This is a genomic window from Solwaraspora sp. WMMA2101 (genome assembly GCF_049179175.1).
Lineage (GTDB): Bacteria > Actinomycetota > Actinomycetes > Mycobacteriales > Micromonosporaceae > Micromonospora_E.
Genome location: NZ_JBMHMA010000006.1, coordinates 2,754,058 through 2,775,626 on the forward strand (window position 1 = coordinate 2,754,058; position 21,569 = coordinate 2,775,626).

Annotated in this window: 25 protein-coding genes; 13 read left to right on the top strand and 12 right to left on the bottom strand. The window is 69.3% G+C overall.

All coding sequences use genetic code 11. The features are described 5' to 3' along the window. Positions 1 to 33: 33 nt before the first annotated feature. Complete coding sequence (locus ACN28F_RS13280; protein ID WP_289208270.1) at positions 34 to 729, top strand: response regulator transcription factor; 696 nt, start codon at positions 34 to 36, stop codon at positions 727 to 729. After that, positions 722 to 2,575: a sensor histidine kinase gene (locus ACN28F_RS13285; RefSeq protein WP_289208271.1), complete on the top strand. Its 1,854-nt coding sequence runs from the start codon at positions 722 to 724 to the stop codon at positions 2,573 to 2,575. Before ACN28F_RS13280 ends, ACN28F_RS13285 begins: the two co-directional genes overlap by 8 nt. Here ACN28F_RS13285 and ACN28F_RS13290 read toward each other — a convergent pair. From ACN28F_RS13290 to ACN28F_RS13305, 4 genes are read right to left on the bottom strand one after another with little or no spacing between them, the layout of a single operon-like run. Beyond that, on the bottom strand, positions 2,562 to 3,137 hold the full coding sequence (locus ACN28F_RS13290; RefSeq protein ID WP_289208272.1) for a hypothetical protein: 576 nt from the start codon (positions 3,135 to 3,137) through the stop codon (positions 2,562 to 2,564). The genes ACN28F_RS13285 and ACN28F_RS13290 overlap by 14 nt on opposite strands. Positions 3,138 to 3,181: 44 nt before the next feature. Continuing rightward, entirely contained in the window at positions 3,182 to 3,310 is a 129-nt protein-coding gene (locus tag ACN28F_RS13295) for a hypothetical protein (protein WP_289208273.1), read from the bottom strand. A gap of 57 nt (positions 3,311 to 3,367) precedes the next feature. Further along, positions 3,368 to 3,916 carry a hypothetical protein gene (locus tag ACN28F_RS13300; RefSeq protein WP_289208274.1) on the bottom strand — a complete coding sequence of 183 codons (549 nt, stop codon included), beginning with the start codon at positions 3,914 to 3,916 and terminating at the stop codon, positions 3,368 to 3,370. A gap of 21 nt (positions 3,917 to 3,937) precedes the next feature. Next, positions 3,938 to 4,828, bottom strand: a complete 891-nt coding sequence (locus ACN28F_RS13305; protein ID WP_289208275.1) for an oxidoreductase — start codon at positions 4,826 to 4,828, stop codon at positions 3,938 to 3,940. A 61-nt stretch (positions 4,829 to 4,889) separates the two neighbouring features. Between ACN28F_RS13305 and ACN28F_RS13310 the strand changes: the two genes are divergently transcribed. Then, positions 4,890 to 5,474, top strand: a complete 585-nt coding sequence (locus tag ACN28F_RS13310) for a TetR/AcrR family transcriptional regulator (protein ID WP_421357994.1) — start codon at positions 4,890 to 4,892, stop codon at positions 5,472 to 5,474. Positions 5,475 to 5,477: 3 nt separating this feature from the next. On the opposite strand, the gene ACN28F_RS13315 is transcribed toward ACN28F_RS13310, so the two are convergent. Further along, entirely contained in the window at positions 5,478 to 6,467 is a 990-nt protein-coding gene (locus ACN28F_RS13315; protein WP_421357996.1) for an aldo/keto reductase, read from the bottom strand. Between the two features lie 54 nt (positions 6,468 to 6,521). Here ACN28F_RS13315 and ACN28F_RS13320 point away from each other — a divergent pair, with 54 nt between their 5' ends. The 7 genes from ACN28F_RS13320 to ACN28F_RS13350 all read left to right on the top strand — a co-directional run bounded on the left by ACN28F_RS13320 (position 6,522) and on the right by ACN28F_RS13350 (position 14,050). Then, positions 6,522 to 6,902: a MerR family transcriptional regulator gene (locus ACN28F_RS13320; RefSeq protein WP_289208278.1), complete on the top strand. Its 381-nt coding sequence runs from the start codon at positions 6,522 to 6,524 to the stop codon at positions 6,900 to 6,902. Between the two features lie 71 nt (positions 6,903 to 6,973). Beyond that, positions 6,974 to 7,507: a DUF6244 family protein gene (locus ACN28F_RS13325; protein ID WP_421357998.1), complete on the top strand. Its 534-nt coding sequence runs from the start codon at positions 6,974 to 6,976 to the stop codon at positions 7,505 to 7,507. A 175-nt stretch (positions 7,508 to 7,682) separates the two neighbouring features. Then, positions 7,683 to 8,903, top strand: a complete 1,221-nt coding sequence (locus tag ACN28F_RS13330) for a hypothetical protein (protein ID WP_281552841.1) — start codon at positions 7,683 to 7,685, stop codon at positions 8,901 to 8,903. Beyond that, the gene (locus tag ACN28F_RS13335) at positions 8,900 to 9,595 is read left to right on the top strand and encodes a hypothetical protein (protein ID WP_421358000.1); all 696 of its coding nucleotides are present in this window, start codon (positions 8,900 to 8,902) and stop codon (positions 9,593 to 9,595) included. The genes ACN28F_RS13330 and ACN28F_RS13335 overlap by 4 nt, the downstream gene beginning before the upstream one ends. Before the next feature lie 64 nt (positions 9,596 to 9,659). After that, positions 9,660 to 9,932: a type II toxin-antitoxin system Phd/YefM family antitoxin gene (locus ACN28F_RS13340; RefSeq protein WP_421358002.1), complete on the top strand. Its 273-nt coding sequence runs from the start codon at positions 9,660 to 9,662 to the stop codon at positions 9,930 to 9,932. 107 nt (positions 9,933 to 10,039) lie between these two features. Further along, on the top strand, positions 10,040 to 10,435 hold the full coding sequence (locus tag ACN28F_RS13345; RefSeq protein WP_421358004.1) for a DUF805 domain-containing protein: 396 nt from the start codon (positions 10,040 to 10,042) through the stop codon (positions 10,433 to 10,435). 279 nt (positions 10,436 to 10,714) lie between these two features. Next, positions 10,715 to 14,050 carry a type ISP restriction/modification enzyme gene (locus ACN28F_RS13350; protein ID WP_421358006.1) on the top strand — a complete coding sequence of 1,112 codons (3,336 nt, stop codon included), beginning with the start codon at positions 10,715 to 10,717 and terminating at the stop codon, positions 14,048 to 14,050. A gap of 107 nt (positions 14,051 to 14,157) precedes the next feature. Here ACN28F_RS13350 and ACN28F_RS13355 read toward each other — a convergent pair whose 3' ends face one another. After that, entirely contained in the window at positions 14,158 to 14,418 is a 261-nt protein-coding gene (locus ACN28F_RS13355) for a DUF397 domain-containing protein (protein ID WP_421358007.1), read from the bottom strand. Then, complete coding sequence (locus tag ACN28F_RS13360) at positions 14,415 to 15,287, bottom strand: helix-turn-helix domain-containing protein (RefSeq protein WP_421358009.1); 873 nt, start codon at positions 15,285 to 15,287, stop codon at positions 14,415 to 14,417. Before ACN28F_RS13360 ends, ACN28F_RS13355 begins: the two co-directional genes overlap by 4 nt. A 367-nt stretch (positions 15,288 to 15,654) precedes the next feature. On the opposite strand from ACN28F_RS13360, the gene ACN28F_RS13365 reads away from it, so the two are divergent. Both ACN28F_RS13365 and ACN28F_RS13370 read left to right on the top strand, forming a co-directional pair. Beyond that, on the top strand, positions 15,655 to 15,822 hold the full coding sequence (locus tag ACN28F_RS13365; RefSeq protein ID WP_289208283.1) for a hypothetical protein: 168 nt from the start codon (positions 15,655 to 15,657) through the stop codon (positions 15,820 to 15,822). A 45-nt stretch (positions 15,823 to 15,867) separates the two neighbouring features. After that, positions 15,868 to 16,287: a hypothetical protein gene (locus ACN28F_RS13370; protein WP_289208284.1), complete on the top strand. Its 420-nt coding sequence runs from the start codon at positions 15,868 to 15,870 to the stop codon at positions 16,285 to 16,287. Between the two features lie 97 nt (positions 16,288 to 16,384). Here the strand turns inward: ACN28F_RS13370 and ACN28F_RS13375 are convergent, their stop codons facing one another. The 4 genes from ACN28F_RS13375 to ACN28F_RS13390 form a co-directional block, all read right to left on the bottom strand. Next, positions 16,385 to 16,702, bottom strand: a complete 318-nt coding sequence (locus ACN28F_RS13375; protein WP_282225174.1) for a type II toxin-antitoxin system PemK/MazF family toxin — start codon at positions 16,700 to 16,702, stop codon at positions 16,385 to 16,387. Then, positions 16,692 to 16,931 (bottom strand): hypothetical protein, encoded by a 240-nt coding sequence (locus ACN28F_RS13380; protein ID WP_421358012.1) that lies wholly within the window; start codon positions 16,929 to 16,931, stop codon positions 16,692 to 16,694. The genes ACN28F_RS13375 and ACN28F_RS13380 overlap by 11 nt, the downstream gene beginning before the upstream one ends. Before the next feature lie 72 nt (positions 16,932 to 17,003). Beyond that, positions 17,004 to 18,251, bottom strand: coding sequence for a fumarylacetoacetase (gene fahA, locus ACN28F_RS13385; RefSeq protein WP_421358014.1), 1,248 nt, complete (start codon positions 18,249 to 18,251; stop codon positions 17,004 to 17,006). Continuing rightward, entirely contained in the window at positions 18,248 to 19,117 is an 870-nt protein-coding gene (locus ACN28F_RS13390; protein WP_289208287.1) for a hypothetical protein, read from the bottom strand. Before ACN28F_RS13390 ends, fahA begins: the two co-directional genes overlap by 4 nt. Before the next feature lie 94 nt (positions 19,118 to 19,211). On the opposite strand from ACN28F_RS13390, the gene ACN28F_RS13395 reads away from it, so the two are divergent. Beyond that, positions 19,212 to 20,381, top strand: coding sequence for a homogentisate 1,2-dioxygenase (locus tag ACN28F_RS13395; protein WP_289208288.1), 1,170 nt, complete (start codon positions 19,212 to 19,214; stop codon positions 20,379 to 20,381). Between the two features lie 54 nt (positions 20,382 to 20,435). Here ACN28F_RS13395 and ACN28F_RS13400 read toward each other — a convergent pair whose 3' ends face one another. Further along, entirely contained in the window at positions 20,436 to 21,560 is a 1,125-nt protein-coding gene (locus tag ACN28F_RS13400; RefSeq protein WP_421358016.1) for a tetratricopeptide repeat protein, read from the bottom strand. Positions 21,561 to 21,569: the final 9 nt, after the last annotated feature.

The window sequence follows — 21,569 nt, forward strand, 5'->3', positions numbered from 1 at the left end:
TGTCCCGGCCTCACGACACAGTATGGTTCGGCGGTGGTTGCCCACGTGCTGATCGCCGAAGACGACCGGCGGCAGGCCGAGGTGCTGCGCCGCTACCTCGAGTCCGAGGGCCACCGCACCACCGTGGTCCACGACGGCCGCGCCGCTCTCGACCAGGCCCGTCGGCTACGCCCGCACCTGCTGGTGCTCGACGTGATGATGCCCGGCCTGGACGGGCTGAACGTCTGCCGGATCCTGCGCCGCGAATCCGACGTGCTGGTACTGATGCTCACCGCCCGCGCCGACGAGGACGACATGCTGCGCGGGCTGGACCTGGGCGCCGACGACTACCTGACCAAGCCGTACTCGCCGCGTGAGCTGGTGGCCCGGGTCCGGACGCTGCTGCGCCGGGTCGACCGGCTGCCGACCACGATCGACGGGGTACGGCGGGTCGGTGCGCTCGCCGTCGACCCGGCCCGCCGCGAGGTCACCCTCGACGGGCGGCCGGTGGTCTGCACCCCGGGTGAGTTCGCCCTCCTGGCCGCCATGGCGCAACAGCCGGAGCGTGCCTTCACCCGGGCGCAACTGCTGGAGCACACCCGGGGCGTGGACCGGGACTCGACCGAGCGGGCCATCGACACCCACATGGTCAACCTGCGCCGCAAGATCGAACCGGACGTACGCCGGCCGACGTACCTGGTGACGGTGTACGGCATCGGCTACAAACTCCGCGACCCCACCAATGGCTGAGCCGACCGGCACCGGGTCGGCGGCCACCGGGGGTGCCCGGGTGCCGCTGCGGCACAGTCTGGTGCTGCGGCTGCTCACCGCGTCGGTGCTCGTGACGGTCTGCGCGGTCGTCGCCACCGCCTGGCTGACCGTGGAGTCGACGACCCGGGCGATCGAACAGGAGCAGGGCCGGTCCCTCGCCGACGACGTCAGCATCTACGACACGTTGATCACGTACGCGGTCGAGCACCGCGACTGGTCGGCCGTCGCGCCGACCGTCGACGAGTTGGCGGCCCGCACCGACCGGCGGATCGTGCTGCTCGACCCGGTGACCCGCGACCCGGTCGTCGAGTCGGCACCCGGGCCGGCGCTGCGCGACGCCCGCCCGTCAGCGATCGTCGACCCGCTCGACCTCGACCCGGCGCTCGCCGCCAGCCGCCAGGAGTCCAGCATCGACACCCGGGTCGTCGGGCCGTACCGGCTGAGCGACGACGAACGCGCCGGCATCCGCAGGGCGGCCGAGGACCACCGGAGCTGCCTGGTCGACGGGGCGGGGCTCGCCGCCGAAGTCGTCGAGCTGCCGGGCGGCCGGGCGACGGTGACGATCCTCGACGCCGGCATCGACCGTGGCCGGCCGCTGGCCTGCCCGGAGCCGGCGCTGCTGCGCGAGCCGGCACGCAGCGAGGTCGCACCCCTGGCCGAGCTGCTCGAACTCACCGAGGCCTGTCTCGGGCCCGACTCGGCGAACATCGATCTGGCTGTCACTCCGACACTGGACCTCCGGGTCCTGCGGGCCTCCCCGGGTGCGCCGTCCGAGGCCGACGCCCGCGCCTGCGCCGAGACGAGCCTACGCAACCAGCTCCGGGCGTACGCGGCACCGCCGGTGCTGCTGTACGTCACCGACGCGACGGCCACCGACGCCGGGTCGCCGACCGTCAACCTGTCCACCGGGAATCTGCTGCGGATCGCCGGCGTCGCCGGCCTGGTCCTGCTGCTCACCGTCGCGGTCACCGTCGGAGTCGGGATGCGCCTGGTCCGGCCGTTGCGGGCGCTCACCGAGGCGGCCCGTGCGCCGGTCGACCGGCAGCGCCGGGTGCCGGTCACCACCCGCGACGAGATCGGCTACCTCGCCACCGCCCTCAACGATCTGGCGCAGCGGCGGGACCAGCTGGAACAGCAGCGTCGGGCAATGGTCAGCGACGTCGCGCACGAGCTGCGTACCCCGTTGACGAACATCCGGGCCTGGTTGGAGGCCGCCCAGGACGGGCTGGCACCGGTGGATCCACGCACCCTCACCCTGCTGACCGAGGAAGCCACCCTGTTGCAGCACGTCATCGACGACCTGCGGGATCTGGCCGCCGCTGATGCCGGCACCTTCACCCTGCATCCGGAGCCGACCTTCGTCGGCGACGTCCTCACCCAGGTCGTCGAGGCCAATCAGGGGGCCGCTGCCACCGCCGGGGTCACCCTGACCGGGACGGTGCACGGCGATCCGCAGGTCGTCCTCGACGCGGTACGGCTGCGGCAACTCGTCGGCAACCTGGTGGGCAACGCTGTCCGGCACACCCCGGCCGGGGGTTCGGTCACCGTCGACTGCGCGGTACGCGACGACTGGCTGACCATCGAGGTGGTCGACACCGGAATCGGGATCGCTGCCGACGATCTGCCGAAGTTGTTCGACCGGTTCTGGCGGGCCGACGCCTCGCGCAGCCGGCGCACCGGCGGCAGCGGGCTGGGTCTGCCGATCGCCCGGCAGTTGGCCCGCGCACACGGCGGCGACATCACCGTGGCCAGCGAGCCGGGCCGGGGCACGCACGTCACCGTACGCCTCCCGGCCCGGCACTGCGATCCGGTCAGCTACCGCTGAACACCTCTGCTTCGCAGTCCTCGATCTCGGTGCCGGCTGGTAGTCCATCAGCTAGTGACAGGAAGTCTCCATCGACGAAGGCGTCGATCCCCCGGTCCTGCAGACATTCCGCCCACGCTAGAAGCTTGTCCGGGTACTCGGGGTCGAGGCGCAGGGAACGCTGCCACAGCCGTTCGGGTTCCAGCGGAGCGCAGTCCTCGGCGACCTGCCGCACCTGCGGGGTGTCCGCTCTCGTCTTCCGCTCCATTTCCGACACCCCGTTGTCCTCGAAGCACTGCAGCCAGAGGTTCATCAGCCGCTCCTGTTCCTCAGCGGACGTGTCGGGGCGGATCAACGGACGCTCGGCCTGCGGCGATGGCGAGGCGTCCGGCCCAGCGCTGCCCACGATCGAGGCGACACCACTGTCGCCGGTGTCACCAGCCGACCCTCGGGCACCGGTAGCGCTCGTGTTCCCGTCACCGCCGCCGCACCCGGCCGACAGCCCGATCGCCGTCACGGCGAGCGCGGCCAGCAACGGTTCGGCCAGCCGGCTCGCCGGACGCATCTGTCGATATCTGCTCATGCGAGCCAGAATTCCGGCCAACCGTCAGGAACCTGTCAGCATTGTCAGCCGGCGACGGCCAGGCGGGCGAGGTGCTCGTCGGTGAGGGCAAGAGTGACGCCGTCGAGCGCCGCTTCCAACTGGTACAGCTTGCTGCCGCACGGGGTCGGGCTGACGGCTGTCTGCCTGACCACCGTGCTCGCCGAGCGCGGCCTCGCCGTTGCCGACCGGCCAGCCGCGACCCGCACGCGTCAGCGTTGTTCTGCCAGTGGGTTTCCGTCGCTGAACTTCCAAGCCGGGTACTTCTCGATCATGTACGGGCGGTGACTATCCCAGTCAGCCGGCCCGAGCAACCGCAGTTGCAATAGACGTAACCGGTCCTGCGGATCCTGTTCGTAACCCCAGGCGAACCCTACGAGCGGGACGACAAGACGCCGGTCGAGGTCCCACGGACCAATGGTGAGGAAGCTGTGTGCCCGCCACTGCACAGCGCCAGCGCGCCAGCGGGAGGGTGCGTCGAAGAGCACCGGCCGAAACCCGTACCAGGCGAATGGTGCGGTGGAGTCGGCGAACAGGTCGAACGGGTCGATCTCGAACCGGTCTGCCGTACTTGGCTCACTGACCAGCTGCACCCAACCCAGCATCGACCGGTAGCCACGGGCACTGAATTCGACAGACGCCGTGCAGACCGGCATCCCCAACTCTCGTTCACTCTTGCCGACAGCTACCGGATCGTCGTTCGGCACGACCTCCACCGATACCCGGCCTTGATCACCATCAAAATCAAAGTAGATCTGCACTAGGACATCATGGCTGCCGGGTCAGGCCGGTGTCGTGGCGAGCGGGAAGGCCACGCCGGTCAGTTCCTCGGAAGCTGTCCAGAGTCGGCGGGCCAGCGCTTCGTCGCGGGCGGCCGACGATCGGCCGACGAGTTTGGGCGCGCCACGGATCTCCCCAAGGCCACCCGGTCCGGCGTAGCTGCCGCCGGGGACGTCCGCCACCGCCGCGTAGAGCGTGGGCAGCGCGCCGCCGTCGTCGCTCTGCCCGAGCGCCTTGAACAACACCGTACGCAACCGCTGCAGTGGGCGGCGTTGGTGCCCGAGAAGGTTGGTGGCCGCCATGCCGGGGTGCGCGGCGGTGGCCAGCACCGGCGAGCCCACCTCGGTCAGGCGACGGTGCAGCTCCGCGGTGAACAGCAGGTTCGCCAGCTTCGACTGGGCGTACGCCGGGAAGGCCCGGTAGCGGCGGCGGTGCCAGTTGAGGTCGTCGAAGTCGATTTTGCCAGCGTGGTGGCCGCCCGACGAGATGGTGACCACCCGCTGGCGGATCCGGGGCAGCAGCAGGTTGGTGAGCGCGAAGTGCCCCAGGTGGTTGATGCCGAGCTGCAGCTCGAATCCGTCGGCCGTGCGGCCCAGCGGCGGGATCATCACCCCGGCGTTGTTGATCAGCACGTCGACCGGCTCGGTGAACTTCTCGGCGAAGGTGCGGACCGAGGCGAGGTCGGCGAGGTCGAGCCGGCGCACGACCACGTCGCCGGTCATTGTCGCGGCGGCGTCACGACCTCTGGCGGGGTCGCGGACGGCGAGCACGACCCGGGCATCCCGGGCGGCGAGTGCGCGGGCGGCGGCGCGACCGATGCCGCTGTTGCCCCCGGTGACGACGATGGTCCGGCCGGCCTGGTCGGGGATCCGGGCAGCGGTGAATGTTGTCATGGAAAACAATGTAGTCAGCGACAACAATGTTGTCAACGACAACATTGGGTTAGGGTGGGCTGTGCCCGCGTACCACCACGGAAACCTGCGGACGACGCTGCTCGCCGCCGCCGAACGCAGCCTGCGCCAGCACGGCGCGGGCCAGCTCTCGCTGCGCGAGCTGGCCCGCGAGGCCGGCGTCAGCCACGCCGCCCCGCGGCGGCACTTCGCCGACCGGCAGGCGTTGCTGGACGCACTGGCCGAGGCCGGATTCGCCCGGCTGGGCACCGAACTCCGCGCGGCGATCGACGCCGCCGGGAAGCAGTTCAGGCCGCGACTGCAGGCCATGGCGGCCGCCTACCTCCGGTTCGCCACCGAGGACGCCGCACTGCTGGAGCTGATGTTCGCCGCCAAGCACCAGACCGGCGCCGATCAGCTCGTCGAAGCCGCCGCCGCGCCGATCGGGCTGATGCAGGACCTCATCGAGGAAGGGCAGACGCAGGGCCACCTGGCCCCGGGCGACCCGCAACGGGTGGGCGTCGTGCTGCTCGCGACGTTGCAGGGCATCGCCGCTCTGATCAACGGCAACCTGGTCCCCACCGAACTGCTCGACGGGATCCTGGAGACGGCCGTCGACCAGTTCATCCGAGGATCCCGGCCCGACTGAGCATCAGCCGGCGACATCCAGGCGGGCGAGATGCTCGTCGGTGAGGGCGAGCGAGGCCCCGTCGAGCGCCGCTTCCAACTGGTACGGCTTGCTGCCGCCCAGGATCGGACGGATGCCCTGCGCCACCAGCCAGGCCAGCACCACCTGGCCACGGGTCGCGCCGGTGGCCCGGGCGACGTCGTCGAGCGCCGCGAGCCGCCGCGCGCTGCCCGGGTGGTCGTACACCGGCGGGATCGGCTTGGCCGGGTCGTCGTAGGCACCGGACAGCAGCGGGGTGTACGCCCACACCTCCATCCGGTACGCCTCGGCGATGTCCCGCTGCTCGTCGCTGAGCAGGCCGAACGGATGGACCACCCCCTCGGGTAGCGTGCCGGGGCGGGCCCGCAGATAGGTGGCGTTCAGTTGCAGGGCGTCGATCGGCCGGGCGCCGGTAGCGGCGGCGTGGGCGCGGGCCCGCTCGATGCGCCAGGCCGGGTGGTTGGACGCGCCGACCCTGCGTACGGCACCGGACGCGGCCAGCTCGGCGACCGCGTCGACGGTCTCCTCGATCGGGGCGGCCCGGTCCTCCTGGTGCAGCCAGAGCAGGTCGACGCTGTCGACGCCCAGCCGGTCCAGGCTGCCGGCGAAGGCGTCGGCGACGGCGTGGCGACTGAGCCCGGCCCGCACGCGCGGCCACGAGCCGGCCCACAGCGGCTCGGCACCGACCTTGGTCGCGATGCGCACCCGCTGCCGTACGCCGGGCCGGGCGGCGAGCCACCGCCCGACGACCCGTTCGCTGTCGCCACCCCGGCCGTCCTGACTGGCCCAGAAGGCGTAGCAGTCAGCGGTGTCGATCCACTCGCCGCCCCGCTCGACGAACCGGTCGAGCAGGGCGAACGAGGTCTCCTCGTCGATCCGGGTGCCGAACATCATCGCGCCCAGGACCAGCGGCGAGGCCGGTGCCGGCGTGCTCGGGACAGTGGTGGTGGTAGTCGGGGAGTTCTCGTACGTCATGCGTCCACCTTGCGACCTGGAGCGCGCTCTAGGTCAAGCGGTACTGTCAGCGGTATGACGGCCTACTCACCCGCCGAGGCGGCGGCCCGGTCCGGCTTCTCGATCCACACTCTGCGCTACTACGAGCGGGAAGGGATCCTGTCGCCGGTCGCCCGCAACTCCGGCGGACGCCGCGTCTACAGCGACGACGACCTGGGCATGCTCGACTTCCTGCGCTGTCTGCGGGACACCGGGATGCCGATCGAACGGCTCCGCCGCTACGGCGAGCTCTGCCGCGACCCACAGACCGTCCCGGAGCGGATCGCGCTGCTCCGGGAGCATGCGGATGCGGTCGAGCAGCAGATCGACCAGTTGCACCGCTGGCGGGCCCGCCTCGACGAGAAGCTCGCCTGGTACCAGGGCCAGACGGCGGACACGACCGCGACCGACGGCTAGTCTGCCGGCTTTTCCACCGACCACCCCGCACCATGTAAAACAGCAGGTCAAACGGGGTGAGGAGAGCGATCGTGGCAGCACCGGTGGAGAGCGTCGGCAAGGATCTGCAGGCGATGCGGGCGGGCGTCGAACGGGCCCGGACGGCCGCCGCGGCGGCCCAGCAGGAGGCCGAGCGGGTCGCCGGTCAGGCGGCGGCCGGCGGCTTCAGCGGCATCGTCGCCGGCATGATCCAGGTACGCAACACGCTGAAGGAGTTGCAGGCCGGGCTGGCCTGGGTCACCGGCACGCTCGACGAAGCGGCGGCCACGGTGGTGCCGGTGCCGAGGGAGCCGTCACCGGCGGAGGTGCTGGCCACGCTGGGTCGGGCCGGCGACAAGCTGCGCGCCGTCCGCGACGGCATCGGCGCGGCCGCCGCGAAGGCCGACGAGGCGGCAGGGCTGGTGGCGCGGGTGCTGCAGGGTGGCGACCCGGCCCAGCTGCTCGGTGCGCTCGGCACCGTCAAGGAGACGCTGGCGGCGGTACGGCAACGGGCCGGCGTCGTCGACGAGTCGCTGACCGCTGCCGCCGCCACCGCCCGCCGGGTCGGCGCGAAACCGGGCAGCTGACGGTCGGCCGCCGTCGATACTCGGCCGCCGTTGACGTTCAGCCGCCGCCATCCGGCCGTTCCGCTGCACACAGCTCGCGGGAAATGGTGTGATTTGTGCGGGTCGACAGCCTTCGTTGGTTGCCGGCGCGGCAGGCAGCCGGCGATGTGCCGGACGGCCCCGAGAAGGAGAGGCGATGCGTTTCAACCCGCTCGAAGAAACCGGCATCCCGCTGGAAAAACAGCTACGGAGCTGGTCCGAACTGAACGTCGAGCCGTACGAGCCGCACGGGGTCGATCCGTACACCCGGTGCCGGGTGATCGTGATGAACGGGATCGAGGTGGAGGCGATCACGTTCAGCCACCAGATGAACCGGCACGTCGACGACATCGAGTTACGGCAGAAGCTCGCCTACCTGCGCTACATCGAGCAACAGCAGCAGAAGGCGATCAACTGGATGATCCCCGGCCAGGAGTCGGTGCTGGAGGTCGTGCTCGGGTACGAGCAGGTGGCGACCGACATCACCGCCTGGGTCGCCCGCAACGAGCCCGACCCGTACCTGCGGCAGAACTACAAGTTCGGCCTGCTGGAGGACTTCGACCACCTCTACCGCTACTCCAACCTGTACGAGCTGACCCAGGGCAAGAAGGCGCAGGCGATCGTCGACTACCTGACCGAGGTCATGCCGGGGCGGCCGACGTCGCACCACCACCGCCACCCCGAGGACAACGTCCGCAAGCACTACGACAAGCACACCGTCGATCCGCTGTCACGGATGCACGCCATCACCATCACGGCCGCCGAGCAGCAGACGATGAACTACTACATGAACGTGGGGCCGGAGTTCGTCGAGCCGATCGCCCGGGGTCTCTACCTGGAGATCGCGATGGTGGAAGAGGAACACGTCACGCAGTACGAGTCGATGCTCGACCCGGCGGAGAGCTGGCTGGAGCAGCTCGTCCACCACGAGTACAACGAGTGCTACATGTACTGGTCGTTCGCCCAGGACGAGGACGACCGCCGGATCAAGCAGGTCTGGGAGCTGAACCTGGCGATGGAGATCGAGCAGCTCAAGGTGGCGGCCGATCTGCTGCGCCGGTACGACGGCCGGGAGCCGGAGCAGATCCTCCCCGCCGAGATGCCGCAGCCGACGAAGTTCCAGCCGAACAAGGACTTCATCCGCGAGGTGATCGCCGAACAGGTGGACATCACCACGTTCGGCACCGGTTTCGTCGCCGAGTGGCCGGAGCGCTACATCAAGCACATGGCGACGGTCAACGCCGGTGGCGCACCCAGCGAGCAGGTCATCGACGAGAACGCGCAGCGCAACGGCCGGGAGTACCGCAATATCACCGACGGCCCGTACCCGGCCGAGCAGTACGCCCACGAGAAGGTCCGAGAGGAGGTCGCGCGATGACGCCCAGTGCCGTACGCACCGAGACCGGCGCGATGATCAAGCCCGGCCCGATGGTGACGGTCACGCCGGAGCGGGCGGTGGACGACGACCGACTCGCCGCCTTCGCCACTGGCAGTGGTCTGAACGGCCCGTTCCTGGCCGACCAGCTCTCCGCGTGGAAGACCCACGACCTGATGGGGGTCCACCTGTTCGCCATGCTGACCCGGCGCACCCCCAACCCGATCCTGGCCGGACTGTACGGCCGGCTCAGGACATCGGCCAGCGAGCGGGTGCAGACCTGGGAGGCGCTGATCGGCGAGCTGGGCGGCATGCCCAAGTACGTCAGCCCGACCGCCCGGATGACCGGCGGCATGGACGAGAAGATCATCGCGTCGTTCCTGATGAACGGCTCCGGTGACGAGCTGACCTTCGAGACGGCCGGGCTCAACGCCGCGTTCGCCACCCTGTCACTCGGCGTGCTCAACGCGCAGTCGCTGACCAACTGCGCGGAGAAGGCCGACGACGGCCAGGCCAAACAGGTGATGCAGGCGGCGGCCACCCGGCTCGGCGGGTCGGCGCAGGAGGGCCTGTCCGAGGTCGAAAAGGCGTTGAGCGCCAGCATGCTCCTGCAGGTCAGCAGCGGTACGGCCCAGAAGGTGATGCACGGCGTGGACAAGGCCGCCAGCAAGATCAAAAACACGCTGCGCTCATAGTACGGACCCGTGGCGGGTTCGTAGCTGATAGTCAAAACTCTCACCGGCCACCAGAATGGCTGCCGTGGAGACCATCTCGATCACTGAGGCCAAGGCTCGAATCGCTGAACTCGCCGATCGGGTCGCCCGGCAGCACGACCGCTTCACGATCACCCACTACGGCCACGCGGACGTCATGTTGATCGCGGTAGCCGAGTACGAGTCGATGCGGGAAACGCTGGACCTGCTCTCCGACAACGAAGCCCTCGCGGATCTCTGCCGGTCCAGGCAGGACTTCGCCTCGGGCGACACGTTCTCGATGGCCGAGGTCCTCGGCGAACTGGAGCGCCGTTCGTAGCAGCGCCGGTCTCACGGGCATCGTGCGCTCAGGCAGACAAGATCCACTTGCGACAGCCTCCTACCCTGAGTGTCACGGTTCGCTCCGCTTGAGACGCTGGAGGCGTCATGTCGTTTACCGACGCAGTTCGTTCTGTTTTTACCCAGTACGTCGGGTTCAGCGGACGGGCCCGTCGCTCCGAGTACTGGTGGTTCGCCCTCTTCTCTCTCCTCGTCGGCATCGTGACCTCGATCCTCGACACCGCGCTGGGCACCAACTTCGAGGACTCCACGAACGGCGTCATCGGCCTGCTCGTCAGCCTGGCGCTGTTGCTGCCGTCGTTGGCGGTCGCCGTACGCCGGCTGCACGACACCGACCGGTCCGGCTGGTGGATCCTGATCGGGCTGATCCCGATCATCGGCTGGATCGTGCTGCTGGTGTTCTACGTGCAGAACGGGACGCCCGGCCCGAACCGCTTCGGCTCCGACCCCAAGGACGTCGCCGGGTTCGGCTCGGCCGTCTGACGCCTGCGACAGCGTCGACGATGTGAGGCTGAGATACCTATCGACGAGCTGGTTAGGTATCTCAGCCTCACATCGTGGCAGTCAGCGCAGGTGCGGGCGCGGTCAGACGGTGAGGGTGCCGCCCTTGGTAGCCGTGATGAAGGCGGACCAGCTCGTCGGGGAGATCACCAGCACCGGCCCGGCCGGGGTCCTTGGAGTCGCGTACGCCCACAACGGGGAGGACGTCCGTCAGGGGTCCACGGTAACCTGCCGAGGCGGACAGGCTGAGGGAGACGGCAGGTGAATCTGGTGACTGACCAAAGGCTGGCTGAGCTCGTCGCGGAGTTCGGCCAGATGTGCAAAGCCGCTCTGGAGGGTCCCGGCGAGCGCGAGGCGGCGATCCGCCCGCCCATCCAGCACCTGATCACAACGTTCGCCGACAACCTCAAGCTCTGCACCAGCATGTACCCCGAAGTGCACATGACCGACCTCCAAGTCCGTCCAGATTACGCGATGAAGGTCAACCGGGTGATCAGCGGATACATCGAGGTCAAGGAACCTTCGGTCTCCATCAACCCTGCTAAGTTCCGTGGGCACAACAGGAGGCAATGGGAACGCCTCCGCGATCTGCCCAACCTGCTCTACACCAACGGCCACAGCTGGGCGCTGTTTCGCAACGGCGAACAGGTCGGCGAGACGGCGTACCTGACCGGCGACCTCGCCACGGCCGGCCGCCGGCTGATCGTGCAGGACGCCGCATTCGAGCAGGTGTTGCGGGACTTCCTCTCCTGGCACCCAGCGCCGGTGCGCTCGGTCGCGCAGTTGGTCCGGTCGATCGCGCCGCTGTGCCGACTGCTACGCCACGAGGTCCTGGACCGGATTGGGCGGGAGGCGACCGGCATCCGCGCCGGCCAGGCCAAGGAGGAGCAGCCGTTCACGATGCTGGCCGGCGAATGGCGCCGGCTGCTGTTCCCCACGATCGACGACCACGCCTTCGCCGACGCGTACGCCCAGACAGTCACCTTCGCGTTGCTGCTGGCCCGGTCGGAGGGCATCGACCTGGAGAAGCCGACGCTGCACGAGGTCGGCGGCAAGCTGGGCAACACCCACTCGCTGATGGGGCGGGCGCTGCAACTGCTGACCGACAACATCGAGCAGCAGTTCCGGGTCAGTGTCGACCTGCTGATCAGGGTGATCAACGCCGTCGACTGGCCGCGCATCCGCAGCAGCAACGTGGACGCCTACCTGCACCTCTACGAACACTTCCTAGAGGAGTACGACGAGGCGCTACGCAAGGAGTCCGGCACCTACTACACGCCGCACCAGGTTGTCACCGAGATGGTGCGACTGGTCGACGAGGTGCTGCGGACCCGACTCGGTCGGGCCAGGGGGTTCGGCTCCCCTGAGGTGTTCACCGTCGACCCGGCGATGGGCACCGGCACCTTCCTACACGAGATCATCAAGCAGGTCGGTGACGAGGTGTCCGAGCAGGACGGCCCCGGGGTAGTGCCCGGCGTCGTCGAGGAGCTGGCCAAGCGGCTGGTCGGCTTCGAGATGCAGATGGGTCCGTTCGCCGTGGCCGAGCTGCGCGGTTCCGACATGCTCCAGCGGTACGGCGCGAAGCTTCCATCCGGCGGCTTACGGCTCTACGTCACCAACACTCTCGATGACCCGTACGCCGAGCAGAACATGCCCTCGGTCTTTGCTCAGATCTCCCGGTCCCGCCGGCAAGCCAACAAAGTCAAGCGCGAGACGCCGGTAACCGTCGTCATTGGCAACCCGCCCTACCACGAGCGCGCCGAAGGCAGAGGCGGGTGGATCGAGAAGGGCAACGTCGACACCAAATCGCCGCTGATAGACTTCCGCCTCCCCGGTAACGGCCGCACCGAGTACGTGTTGAAGAACCTGTACGTCTATTTCTGGCGCTGGGCGACGTGGAAGGTTTTCGACGCATACAAGGATGACAGCGATGGCGTGATCGCCTTCATCACCACGGCCGGCTATCTGCGGGGCCCAGGTTTCAAGGGCATGCGCGAATACCTACGCCGCACCTGCGACGAGGGTTGGATCATCAACGCCACGCCGGAAGGGATGCGCCCGGACGTGTCGACCCGCGTCTTCCCTGGCGTGCAGCAGCCGTTGGCGATCGGCATCTTCGTCCGGCACGCCGGCAGCGACCGCGAACAGCCGGCGACCATTCGGTACGCCGTGCTGGAGGGCCGCCGCGAGGCAAAGTACGCCCAGCTCGCCAACCTGACGCTCGACAGCGAGACGTGGCAGCCGGTCCGCCCCGACTGGCACGCCCCGTTCACCCCGGCCTCCGTCTCCGACTGGGACAACTACCCCGCCCTCGACGACCTGATGCCATGGACCGCTCCCGGAGTGAAGCCCAACAGGACGTGGGTATATGCCCCCGATAAGGATGTCCTTCAGAAACGCTGGTCTCGCCTTGTCTCTGTCGAGACGCCCGACCAACGCAAGGTCCTCTTCAAAGAGAGCACCGATCGCACGATAAGCTCTCGGGTAGCCCATCTCCCCGGAGGCCATAAGCACAGCGGCACCATAGCAGACGAAACGGGCGAATGCCCCAAACCAACCCGCGTCTCATACCGCAGCTTCGATCGCCAGTGGATCGTGCCAGACAACCGCCTTATACATCGGCCCAGCCCAGACCTTTGGCAATCCGCGAAGGCCAGTCAGGTTTTTGTGAATGAACAGCATAGCCGACTCATCGAGACTGGGCCGGGCGTGGTCTTCTCGGCGCTGATCCCGGATATGGATCATTTTAAGGGGTCTGAGGGTGGACGGGTGCTGCCGATGTTGCATCCGGGTGGGATGGCGAACGTCGCGCCTCGGCTGTTGGCGGTGCTCGGCGAACGACTCGGGTCGACGGTGACGGTCGAGGAGCTGGTGGCGTACATCGCCGGAGTGGTGGCGCATCGTGGTTTCACGCCGCGCTTCGCCGAGGAGTTGGTGACGCCGGGCATCCGGGTGCCACTGACCACCGATCCGGCCTTGTGGCGGGAAGCCGTGGAGGTTGGCCGCCAGGTGGTGTGGCTACACACCTACGGCGAGGCGTTGGCCGACCCGGCTGCCGACCGTCCTCAGGGGAACATCCGCTACCCCACTGGTGACCCGCGAGGGCCACTAAACACGGTAGCGATCCCGGCCGAACCGCTACCGGCGACGATCAGCCACGACGAGGCCGGCGAGAAGCTACACGTCGGGTCGGGCGAGTTCGCGCCGGTGCCGGCAGAAGTGTGGGCCTACGACGTCGGCGGCATGCAGGTGGTCAAGAAGTGGTTTTCGTATCGCAAGGCCGATCCGGGCGGAAAGGTGTCCAGCCCACTCGACAAGATCCACGTCGAGCGTTGGCCGCACGAGTGGACCATCGAGCTGATCGAGCTGCTGACGGTGCTGCGCCGTCTGGTCGAGTTGGAGCCGCAACAGGCAGACCTGCTGACCCGGATCGTCGCCAGCGAACAGCTCACCGTGAAGGAGCTGACCGCCGCCGGAGTCCTGCCGGTGCCGGCGGTAGCCCGCAAGCCACACCGACAGCCGACGCCGGTCATCGCCGCCGCCGCCGACGGCGACGGCGACGGCGACGGCGACACGGCCGAAAAGCCGCTTTTTTGAGCCGTAGCGGCCAAGCAGCTACGACGATGTGCGGCTGGGATACCTAACCCGCGTGCCGATAGGTATCCCAGCCTCACATCGTGGCAGTCATCGCAGGTGCCGCACGGTCAGGCGGTGAAGGTGCTGGTCCTGGTGGCGGCGATGAAGGCGGACCAGCTCGTCGGGGAGATCACCAGCACCGGCCCGGCCGGGTCCTTGGAGTCCCGCACGCCGACGACGCCGCCGAGCCCGTCGGCCACCTCGACACAGTCGCCCTGATCGTTGGATCGGCTGCTCTTACGCCAGGTGGCATCGGCCACCTCGACACAGTGGCCCTGAGCATTGGAGCGGCTGCTCTTGCGCCAGGTTGCGGTGGACAGGTCGATCATGACTCGTACTCCTTTGCGGTCCGGGCGAGGAGGTCACGTGTCGCGGCCCGACCCAGCGCTGCGGCCGTCAGGTCATCGAAGGCCATCGTATAAGAATCGGCTTCATTAGGGCGGTCCAAATAGAGCGCGCCGGTGAGGCCCTCGACGTAGACGGTGGTCGGCTCCAGCTCGGCGGGGAAGTCGAGCATCACGAAGCTGCCAGTCAGAGATCCGCTGTGGACGCCGGCGCTGAAGGGGATCAGCCGGATCGAGACGTTCGGCAGTTCGTCGACCTGGATCAGCCGGCGCAGCTGGGCGGCCATCACCGCCCCGGAGCCGACCGGGCGACGGATTGCTGCCTCGTCCAGCAGGATGTCGAACCGGGGTAGGTGCGGCTCCATCCGGGTGAGCAGCTTTGCACGCTGCAGCCGTGCCGCCACCCGCTGCTCGATGACCTCGGGCGACAGGCGCAGCGGGTTGCGCGTGAACACCTCGGTCGCGTACTCGCGGGTCTGCAATGGGCCGGAGATGAGGTCGACGTGGTACTCGCGGAGGTGGGAGGCGGCCTCCTCCAGGCCGATGAACAGCTCGAACCAGGACGGGATGCTGGCGTAGTCGTGCCACCAACCCTTCTCCTTGGTCTTCGGAGCCAGCGCGGCCAGCGCCTCGACGGTCTTCAGGTCAGCGCCGTACAGCTCGCAGAGCAGCACCACGTCCTCGGCGCGGATCGGCACCTCACCCCGCTCCATCCGCAGCAGCTTGGTCGCCGACCAGTCCAGCTCACGGGCCGCCGTGGTCTGCGGGACCCGGGCCAGCCGCTCCCGCAGCCGACGCAGCTCCCGACCGAGCTGGCGGCGCGGGACCGACGAGTTCAACAGGGCCGAGGACATTGGTGCCACCTCCTGGAATTGATCACACCCGGGCTGATCATGCACGTCTGGCAGGTCAACTTCTGGTCGACCGAGGTCTATACAACTGGCTGGCCATATCTCTATCACAGGGCCCCGACAGTGTTGCGGTGGCGCGGATTGGCCGACAGACTCGTCTTCGTTCGGGAACGAGATCGAAGCGCCGCAAATCGGCGCGGACCTTTCGTCGACGAATACGACCTGACCGATCGGTGGGCGGCAAACCATCCGAACGGCCAGGGACGTTTCTCCCCAATCAGGCGTGGCGGCCGGCACGGCACCCCCGAGCCGTCCGGCCGCCACGCCGCCCGAACTTTTCCCAGCTCACCACCGTTATGGGAGGTGGAAGATGTCCGACGTCGGTTTCGCGATCGCGATGGCCAGCGCCGCACTGGTCGGCTTCCTCGCCGGCCTGCTCAGTTTCAAGGTCAAGAGCCGGTGGTGCCCCGAGTGCGGGGCGATGACCTACCCACGGCCACCGGACGGCCATGATATGCAGATCAGCAACGGCAGTTGACTTGCAATTTCCACCACGACCGACAACACGCCAATGCGAGGGATCATGCCGTACCGTAATGACAAGCCGGACCGATTCACCAGGCCGCCGCTACCGGCGAAGCTGATCAACGAACGACCCGCTCCCGACCGGCCGCCACTGCCGAAACGGGTGCCGGGTGACACCGATGTCGACGCCGACCCCCGCTTCCACCTGGTCGGCGCGCGAGGCGTTGCCCCGGCGCCACCCGACAACCCGGTGACGGTGGCGCAGCTCGCCAAGCGGATGGCGCAGCGGCACATGCCGGACCGGATGGGCGGCTGTCGACACTGCGGGCGTACGTACTGCGATCTGTTCCTGGAGGCGCTCGCGGTGCTGGACCGGCGCGACCAGGCCGCCGCCCGCCAGATCCGGGCCGTCCTGCAGTACGCCGGCCTCACCCCACCGGCCCGCGACGACGACGACTCAGCACACCCCTCCCCATGATCGCCACGATCTTGCGGTTATCGTGCGACAAAGTGGACAAATCTTCTCGATAAGCGCAAGATCGTCGCGATCATGGGGGGGTGGGGGGTTCGTCCGGTCAGAGAATGTCGAGTACGGCTCGTAGCAGCCGATTGACCTCCACCATCTCGGCGGGGCTCAGTCGTCCGACACGCTCGCCAATGGCTTTCTCGGTGTCGACGGCACGCAGTTGGTCCAGCATGAGCCGGGTCGACTCACCACGCACAGTCACCTCAGGACGGAACACATACGGGTGTGCCGACGTGGAGGTCGGAGCAACCACCGTCGTCGACAGGTGCAGCTCGTCGGACTGCACCACCACGGCGTACCGGCGGCCTTGTTGTTCGTGACCGATCGCGTCACGGGGAGCGCGGAGCCGGTAGACGTCACCACGCACTGAGCTCGTCCAACTCTGCCTGGACCCGGCGAACCTCCGCGAGGTCGTCGGCGTTGCCGCGCGCGTGCTCCGCGTCCGCCCGCATTCTCGCCTTCAACGCGTGGTCGGCATGTTCGTCGAGGAGCCGCGTGATGACATCGTCGATCGACGCGTCTCCGAACTCCTGTGCGCGGGTCCGCATCAGCCGGTCGCGGGTGGCAGCGCTGACCCTGATCGTCGTTGTCGCCATGGAGGTAGTCTACCCACTGGTCTACATATCGTCTACTAAACGATCTACCTGCCCGGCTACCACGCCGACTGGTCAGGAGGCGGGCAGGACGGTGCCGGTGACCTCGCCCAGGCCGATGGTTGCGCCGGCCGGGCCGGGGGCGGTGGCCGAGATCGTCACCGTGTCACCGTCTTCGAGGAAGGTGCGCTCGGAGCCGTCGTCCAGCTTGATCGGCTCGGTGCCGCCCCAGGTCAGCTCCAGGAACGAGCCGACCTGGTCACGCCGGGCCCCGGAGACGGTGCCGGAGGCGTAGAGGTCGCCGGTGCGCAGCGAAGCGCCGTTGACGGTCAGGTGGGCCAACTGCTGCGCCGGGGTCCAGTACATGCCGGCGAACGGCGGCTCGCTGACCTTGGTGCCGTTCCACTCGACGACGATCGAGAGATCCAGACCGAGGCGCGCCGACTCAACGAGATAGTCCAGCACCGGCGGGTCCTGCTCGGGGGCAGGCACCCAGGCATGGTCGAGGGCCTCCAGCGGCACGATCCACGGGCTGACCGAGGTGGCGAACGACTTGCCGAGGAACGGACCCAGCGGCTGGTACTCCCAGGCCTGGATGTCCCGGGCCGACCAGTCGTTGACCAGGGTGACGCCGAAGACGTGGTCGGCGAACCGGCCCGTCGGCACCCGGTCGCCGAGCCGGGTCGGCACCCCGACGACGAAACCCACCTCGGCTTCGATGTCGAGCCGACCCGACGGGCCGAAGACCGGGCCGGCGGAGCTGCGCCGCTGCCCGCAGGGGCGCACGATCGGCGTACCGGAGACGACGACCGTGCCGGCCCGGCCGTGGTAGCCGATCGGCAGGTGCCGCCAGTTCGGGGTGAGCAGCGGCTGGCCGGGGCGGAAGATCTGCCCGACGTTGCTGGCGTGCTGCTCGGAGGAGTAGAAGTCGACGTAGTCGCCGACGGTGAACGGCATGACCAGGTCGACCTGCGCCAGCGGGACCAGCAGCGGCTCGACCGCCGCCCGGTGCTCCGACTCGGTGAGCAGCTCGACGATCCGCCGCCGGACGGTGGTCCACTGTGCCCGGCCGAGGGCCAGGAAGTCGTCGAGGGTCGGCTGACACAGGGCGCCGCCGGCGAGGATCAGGTCGGCATCCTCCGCGCCGCGCAGGTCGAGCACGAAATCGGCGATCCGTACGCCGAGCCGCTGCCCGCCGGCACGCGAGCTGCCGCCGGGCTCACCCGGCGAGCCGGCCCCGCCGCTATGGCGGAAGGCACCGTACGGCAGGGTCTGCACCCCGTACGGTGAACCGTCGGCACCGGGCACCCAGCAGGTCGTCACGCGAATCCTCCGTTGATCAGCCCCAGCCGGACCAGGTCGGTCAGCGGGTCGGTGATGCTGCAGGACCCGAAACCTACCCACAGCGGCCGGTCGGCGCTCCGGCGCGTACGGGCCGGTTCGATCAGCCGGGCCGCGTCGGTGGTGGCGAGCAGTTCGGCGACCTCGGCCACCTCGGCGCCCTCGGCGGCGGTGATCGTGGCGGCGAGGACGTTGAGGAAGCCGTGGTGGGTGAAGCCGGTCTCCGGGTCGGTGTCCCGGATGGCGTGGTGCAGCCCGGCGGTCAGTTTGAACGGCAACGCCCGGTCCCGGCAGGCGCAGATCACGGCGGCCAGCTCGACCGGGGTGGGGAACAGCTCGGCGGCCAGCCCGCCGGTGCGGAACTTCGCGGCCACGTCGACGCCGCCGGCCCGCGCCTCGGCGAGGGTGTCCAGGGCGGCGAGCAGCCCCCAGGTCAGCGGCACCTCCGCGTACCCACTGATCTTGGGCCAGCCGGCGAGGGCCGTCAGCAGCGTCCGGAGGCCGGGTTGCGGGTCCTCGCCGCGTTTGGCAACGGCGACCTCGACCTGGCGCAGCCGCAGCCGGTCGGCGGGCAGTGCGTCGACGGCGGCGGGCAGGACGGCGAGGCCGGTGTCGCCGATCAGGCCGATCTCCAGCTCCTCGCCGGGGCCGAGCAGGCTGCCGAGCAGCCGCCGGGCCGCGTCGATCCCGGAGGCGGGCAGCAGGAACGGGCCGACCAGGTCGGCGTACCAGGCGGTGCGGTGGTCACGGTGCGCGGTGATCGCGTCGGGCAGGTCGGCGCTGCCGGGCGGAAAGACCGCCGCGTCGTCGACGAGGCCGGCGAAGATCCTGGGTACCTGCATTGACACGCCTCTGAACCTAGTGGATTCTACGATTAACGGACAACAGCGTCCGATTATCGGACGCTACCGGCCGGTCAACGGGGAGATACGGAGGGTAATGATGCCCTACTACCGCAGCGTTGGCGAGATCCCCCGCAAGCGCCACACCCAGTTCCGCCAACCCGACGGCAGCCTGTACGCCGAGGAGCTGATGGGGCAGGAAGGCTTCTCCGCCGACTCGTCCCTGCTCTACCACCGGCACCTGCCCACCGCGATCGTCGCCGCCGAGACCTACGCACCACCACCGACCCGACGGCTGCCGAACCACCCGCTCACGCCACGGCACCTGCGTACCCACAAGCTCGACTCCGGACACACCGACGCCGTCCTCGGCCGAGCGCCGCTGCTCGCCAACGACGACGTACGGATCAGCTACGTCGTCGCCGACCAGCCGTCCCCGCTGTACCGCAACGCGACCGGCGACGAATGCCTGTACGTCGAGTCCGGCGCCGCCCGGGTGGAGACCAGCTTCGGGGTGCTCGGCGTCACCTCCGGCGACTACGTGGTCATCCCGACCTCGGTGGTGCACCGGATCGTGCCCGTCGACGACGTACCGCTGCGACTGCTCACCATCGAGGCGACCGGCCACATCGGAGCACCCAAGCGGTACCTGTCGCAGCGCGGCCAGTTCCTGGAACACTCGCCGTACTGTGAGCGGGACATCCGTGGACCCGGCCAGCCGCTGCTGATCGACGGCACCGACGTCGAGGTGTACGTGCGGCACCGGCAGGGCTGGACCCGGCACGTGTACGCCCACCACCCGTTCGACGTGGTCGGCTGGGACGGCCACCTCTACCCGTGGGCGTTGAGCATCCACGACTTCGAGCCGATCACCGGCCGGCTGCACCAGCCGCCACCGGTGCACCAGACCTTCGCCGGCCCGAACTTCGTGATCTGCTCGTTCGTGCCCCGCAAGGTCGACTACCACCCGCAGGCCATCCCGGTGCCGTACAACCACCACAACGTCGACTCCGACGAGATGCTGTTCTACACCGGCGGCAACTACGAGGCGCGGCGCGGCTCCGGCATCGAACAGGGCTCCATCTCGCTGCACCCGGCCGGCTGCACCCACGGGCCGCAACCCGGGGCCGTCGAACGCTCACTCGGTGCCGAGCACTTCGACGAACTCGCCGTGATGGTCGACACCTTCCGACCGCTGGACCTGTGCGACGCCGCCCTGACGGTCGAGGACAGCGGGTACGCCTGGACCTGGGCGGGCAACGCCCGCTGAGGGCGACTACGGCTGGTCCGGCGGCCGGCCCTACAGCTGGTCCGGCAGCCGGCCCTACGGCTGGTCCGGCGGCCGGCCGGTGGCCGAGCGCAGCACCATGAACTGGGCGAACGCGGCGGCACCGATCGCCGACACCAGCAGCCACGGCGAGGCGATCGCCGCGTAGCAGAAGATCAGCACCGGGGCGGCACCCACCGCGTACACGGCCGTCGCCAGGCGGCGGTCCAGCAGCTGCGACAGCACCTCGCTGATCCGCCCCGGCACCCGCCGGGCCAGCAGCCAGACCAGCACCACCCCGCCGACCGCCGAGAACATCGCCCAGCCGCGCGACGCGGTGCTGCCCGCCAGACAGGCCACGGTCACCGCCGCGACCATGCTGTAGCCGGCACCGATCAGCACCAGCCGGCGCAGCTCCTCGTCGACCGTACGCGGCTGCTGCTGCCTCGGATCCGGCGGTGGCGGCGGCGGGGCCATCATGGTCGCCTGCTCGGCGAGGATCGCCAGCTCGGCGGCGTACCGGCGCTGCTCCAGGCCGATCACCCCGACGTCGTGTTGCGCCTCACCGATCAGCGGGTCCAGCCGCAGCGCCTCGCCGTACGCCCGGTGCGCCAGGTCGAACAGCTCCAGCCGGGCACCGACCAGACCGAGCACCAGATGCGCCTGAGCGTCCTGCGGGGCAAGCTCCACCCCGCGCCAGGCCGCGTTCAGCGCCGGCTGGCCGTTGCGTGAGCCGGCCAGGATCGCCGCGCCGCTGCGCTGGGCGTACGCGTCGTCCGGGTACGTGGCCAACAGGTCGGTGGCGACCCGGGCAGCATCGGCGAACCGGCGCAGGTCGATCAGCGCCAGACCGCGTACCACCTGCAGGGCGATCCGGTCCGCGACGTCGAGCCCGGCGGCGGCATCGGCCGGCGGGTGGTCGGCGGCGGCCGCCGACCACGGACTCGGCACGTCGCCGGTGGTCGACCCGTCGGCCGCGGCGAGGGCCTGCTCCGGGCGGTCGGCGGCCAGCTGCACCCGGGCCAGCATGATCCGGGCGGCGACGCTGTCCGGGTCGAGCGCCGTCGCGAACCCGATCTCGGCGGCGGCTTCGTCGTAGCGGCCGAGGTCGGCCAGCAGCCCGGCCCGTTGCAGATAGCCGTGGACGTCGGTGGGCGGCTCGGGGGCAGACTCGCTCGACACCTGTCGAGC

Bases quoted from the DNA above. Each gene is read 5' to 3' on its own strand.
- ACN28F_RS13315 (WP_421357996.1), bottom strand. From the start codon at position 6,467: ATGACGTACGAGAACTCCCCGACTACCACCACCACTGTCCCGAGCACG.
- ACN28F_RS13355 (WP_421358007.1), bottom strand. From the start codon at position 14,418: ATGATCGACCTGTCCACCGCAACCTGGCGCAAGAGCAGCCGCTCCAAT.
- ACN28F_RS13285 (WP_289208271.1), top strand. From the start codon at position 722: ATGGCTGAGCCGACCGGCACCGGGTCGGCGGCCACCGGGGGTGCCCGG.
- ACN28F_RS13360 (WP_421358009.1), bottom strand. From the start codon at position 15,287: ATGTCCTCGGCCCTGTTGAACTCGTCGGTCCCGCGCCGCCAGCTCGGT.
- ACN28F_RS13320 (WP_289208278.1), top strand. From the start codon at position 6,522: ATGACGGCCTACTCACCCGCCGAGGCGGCGGCCCGGTCCGGCTTCTCG.
- ACN28F_RS13345 (WP_421358004.1), top strand. From the start codon at position 10,040: ATGTCGTTTACCGACGCAGTTCGTTCTGTTTTTACCCAGTACGTCGGG.
- ACN28F_RS13370 (WP_289208284.1), top strand. From the start codon at position 15,868: ATGCCGTACCGTAATGACAAGCCGGACCGATTCACCAGGCCGCCGCTA.
- ACN28F_RS13290 (WP_289208272.1), bottom strand. From the start codon at position 3,137: ATGAGCAGATATCGACAGATGCGTCCGGCGAGCCGGCTGGCCGAACCG.
- ACN28F_RS13305 (WP_289208275.1), bottom strand. From the start codon at position 4,828: ATGACAACATTCACCGCTGCCCGGATCCCCGACCAGGCCGGCCGGACC.
- ACN28F_RS13335 (WP_421358000.1), top strand. From the start codon at position 8,900: ATGACGCCCAGTGCCGTACGCACCGAGACCGGCGCGATGATCAAGCCC.
- ACN28F_RS13365 (WP_289208283.1), top strand. From the start codon at position 15,655: ATGTCCGACGTCGGTTTCGCGATCGCGATGGCCAGCGCCGCACTGGTC.
- ACN28F_RS13330 (WP_281552841.1), top strand. From the start codon at position 7,683: ATGCGTTTCAACCCGCTCGAAGAAACCGGCATCCCGCTGGAAAAACAG.
- ACN28F_RS13395 (WP_289208288.1), top strand. From the start codon at position 19,212: ATGCCCTACTACCGCAGCGTTGGCGAGATCCCCCGCAAGCGCCACACC.
- ACN28F_RS13380 (WP_421358012.1), bottom strand. From the start codon at position 16,931: ATGGCGACAACGACGATCAGGGTCAGCGCTGCCACCCGCGACCGGCTG.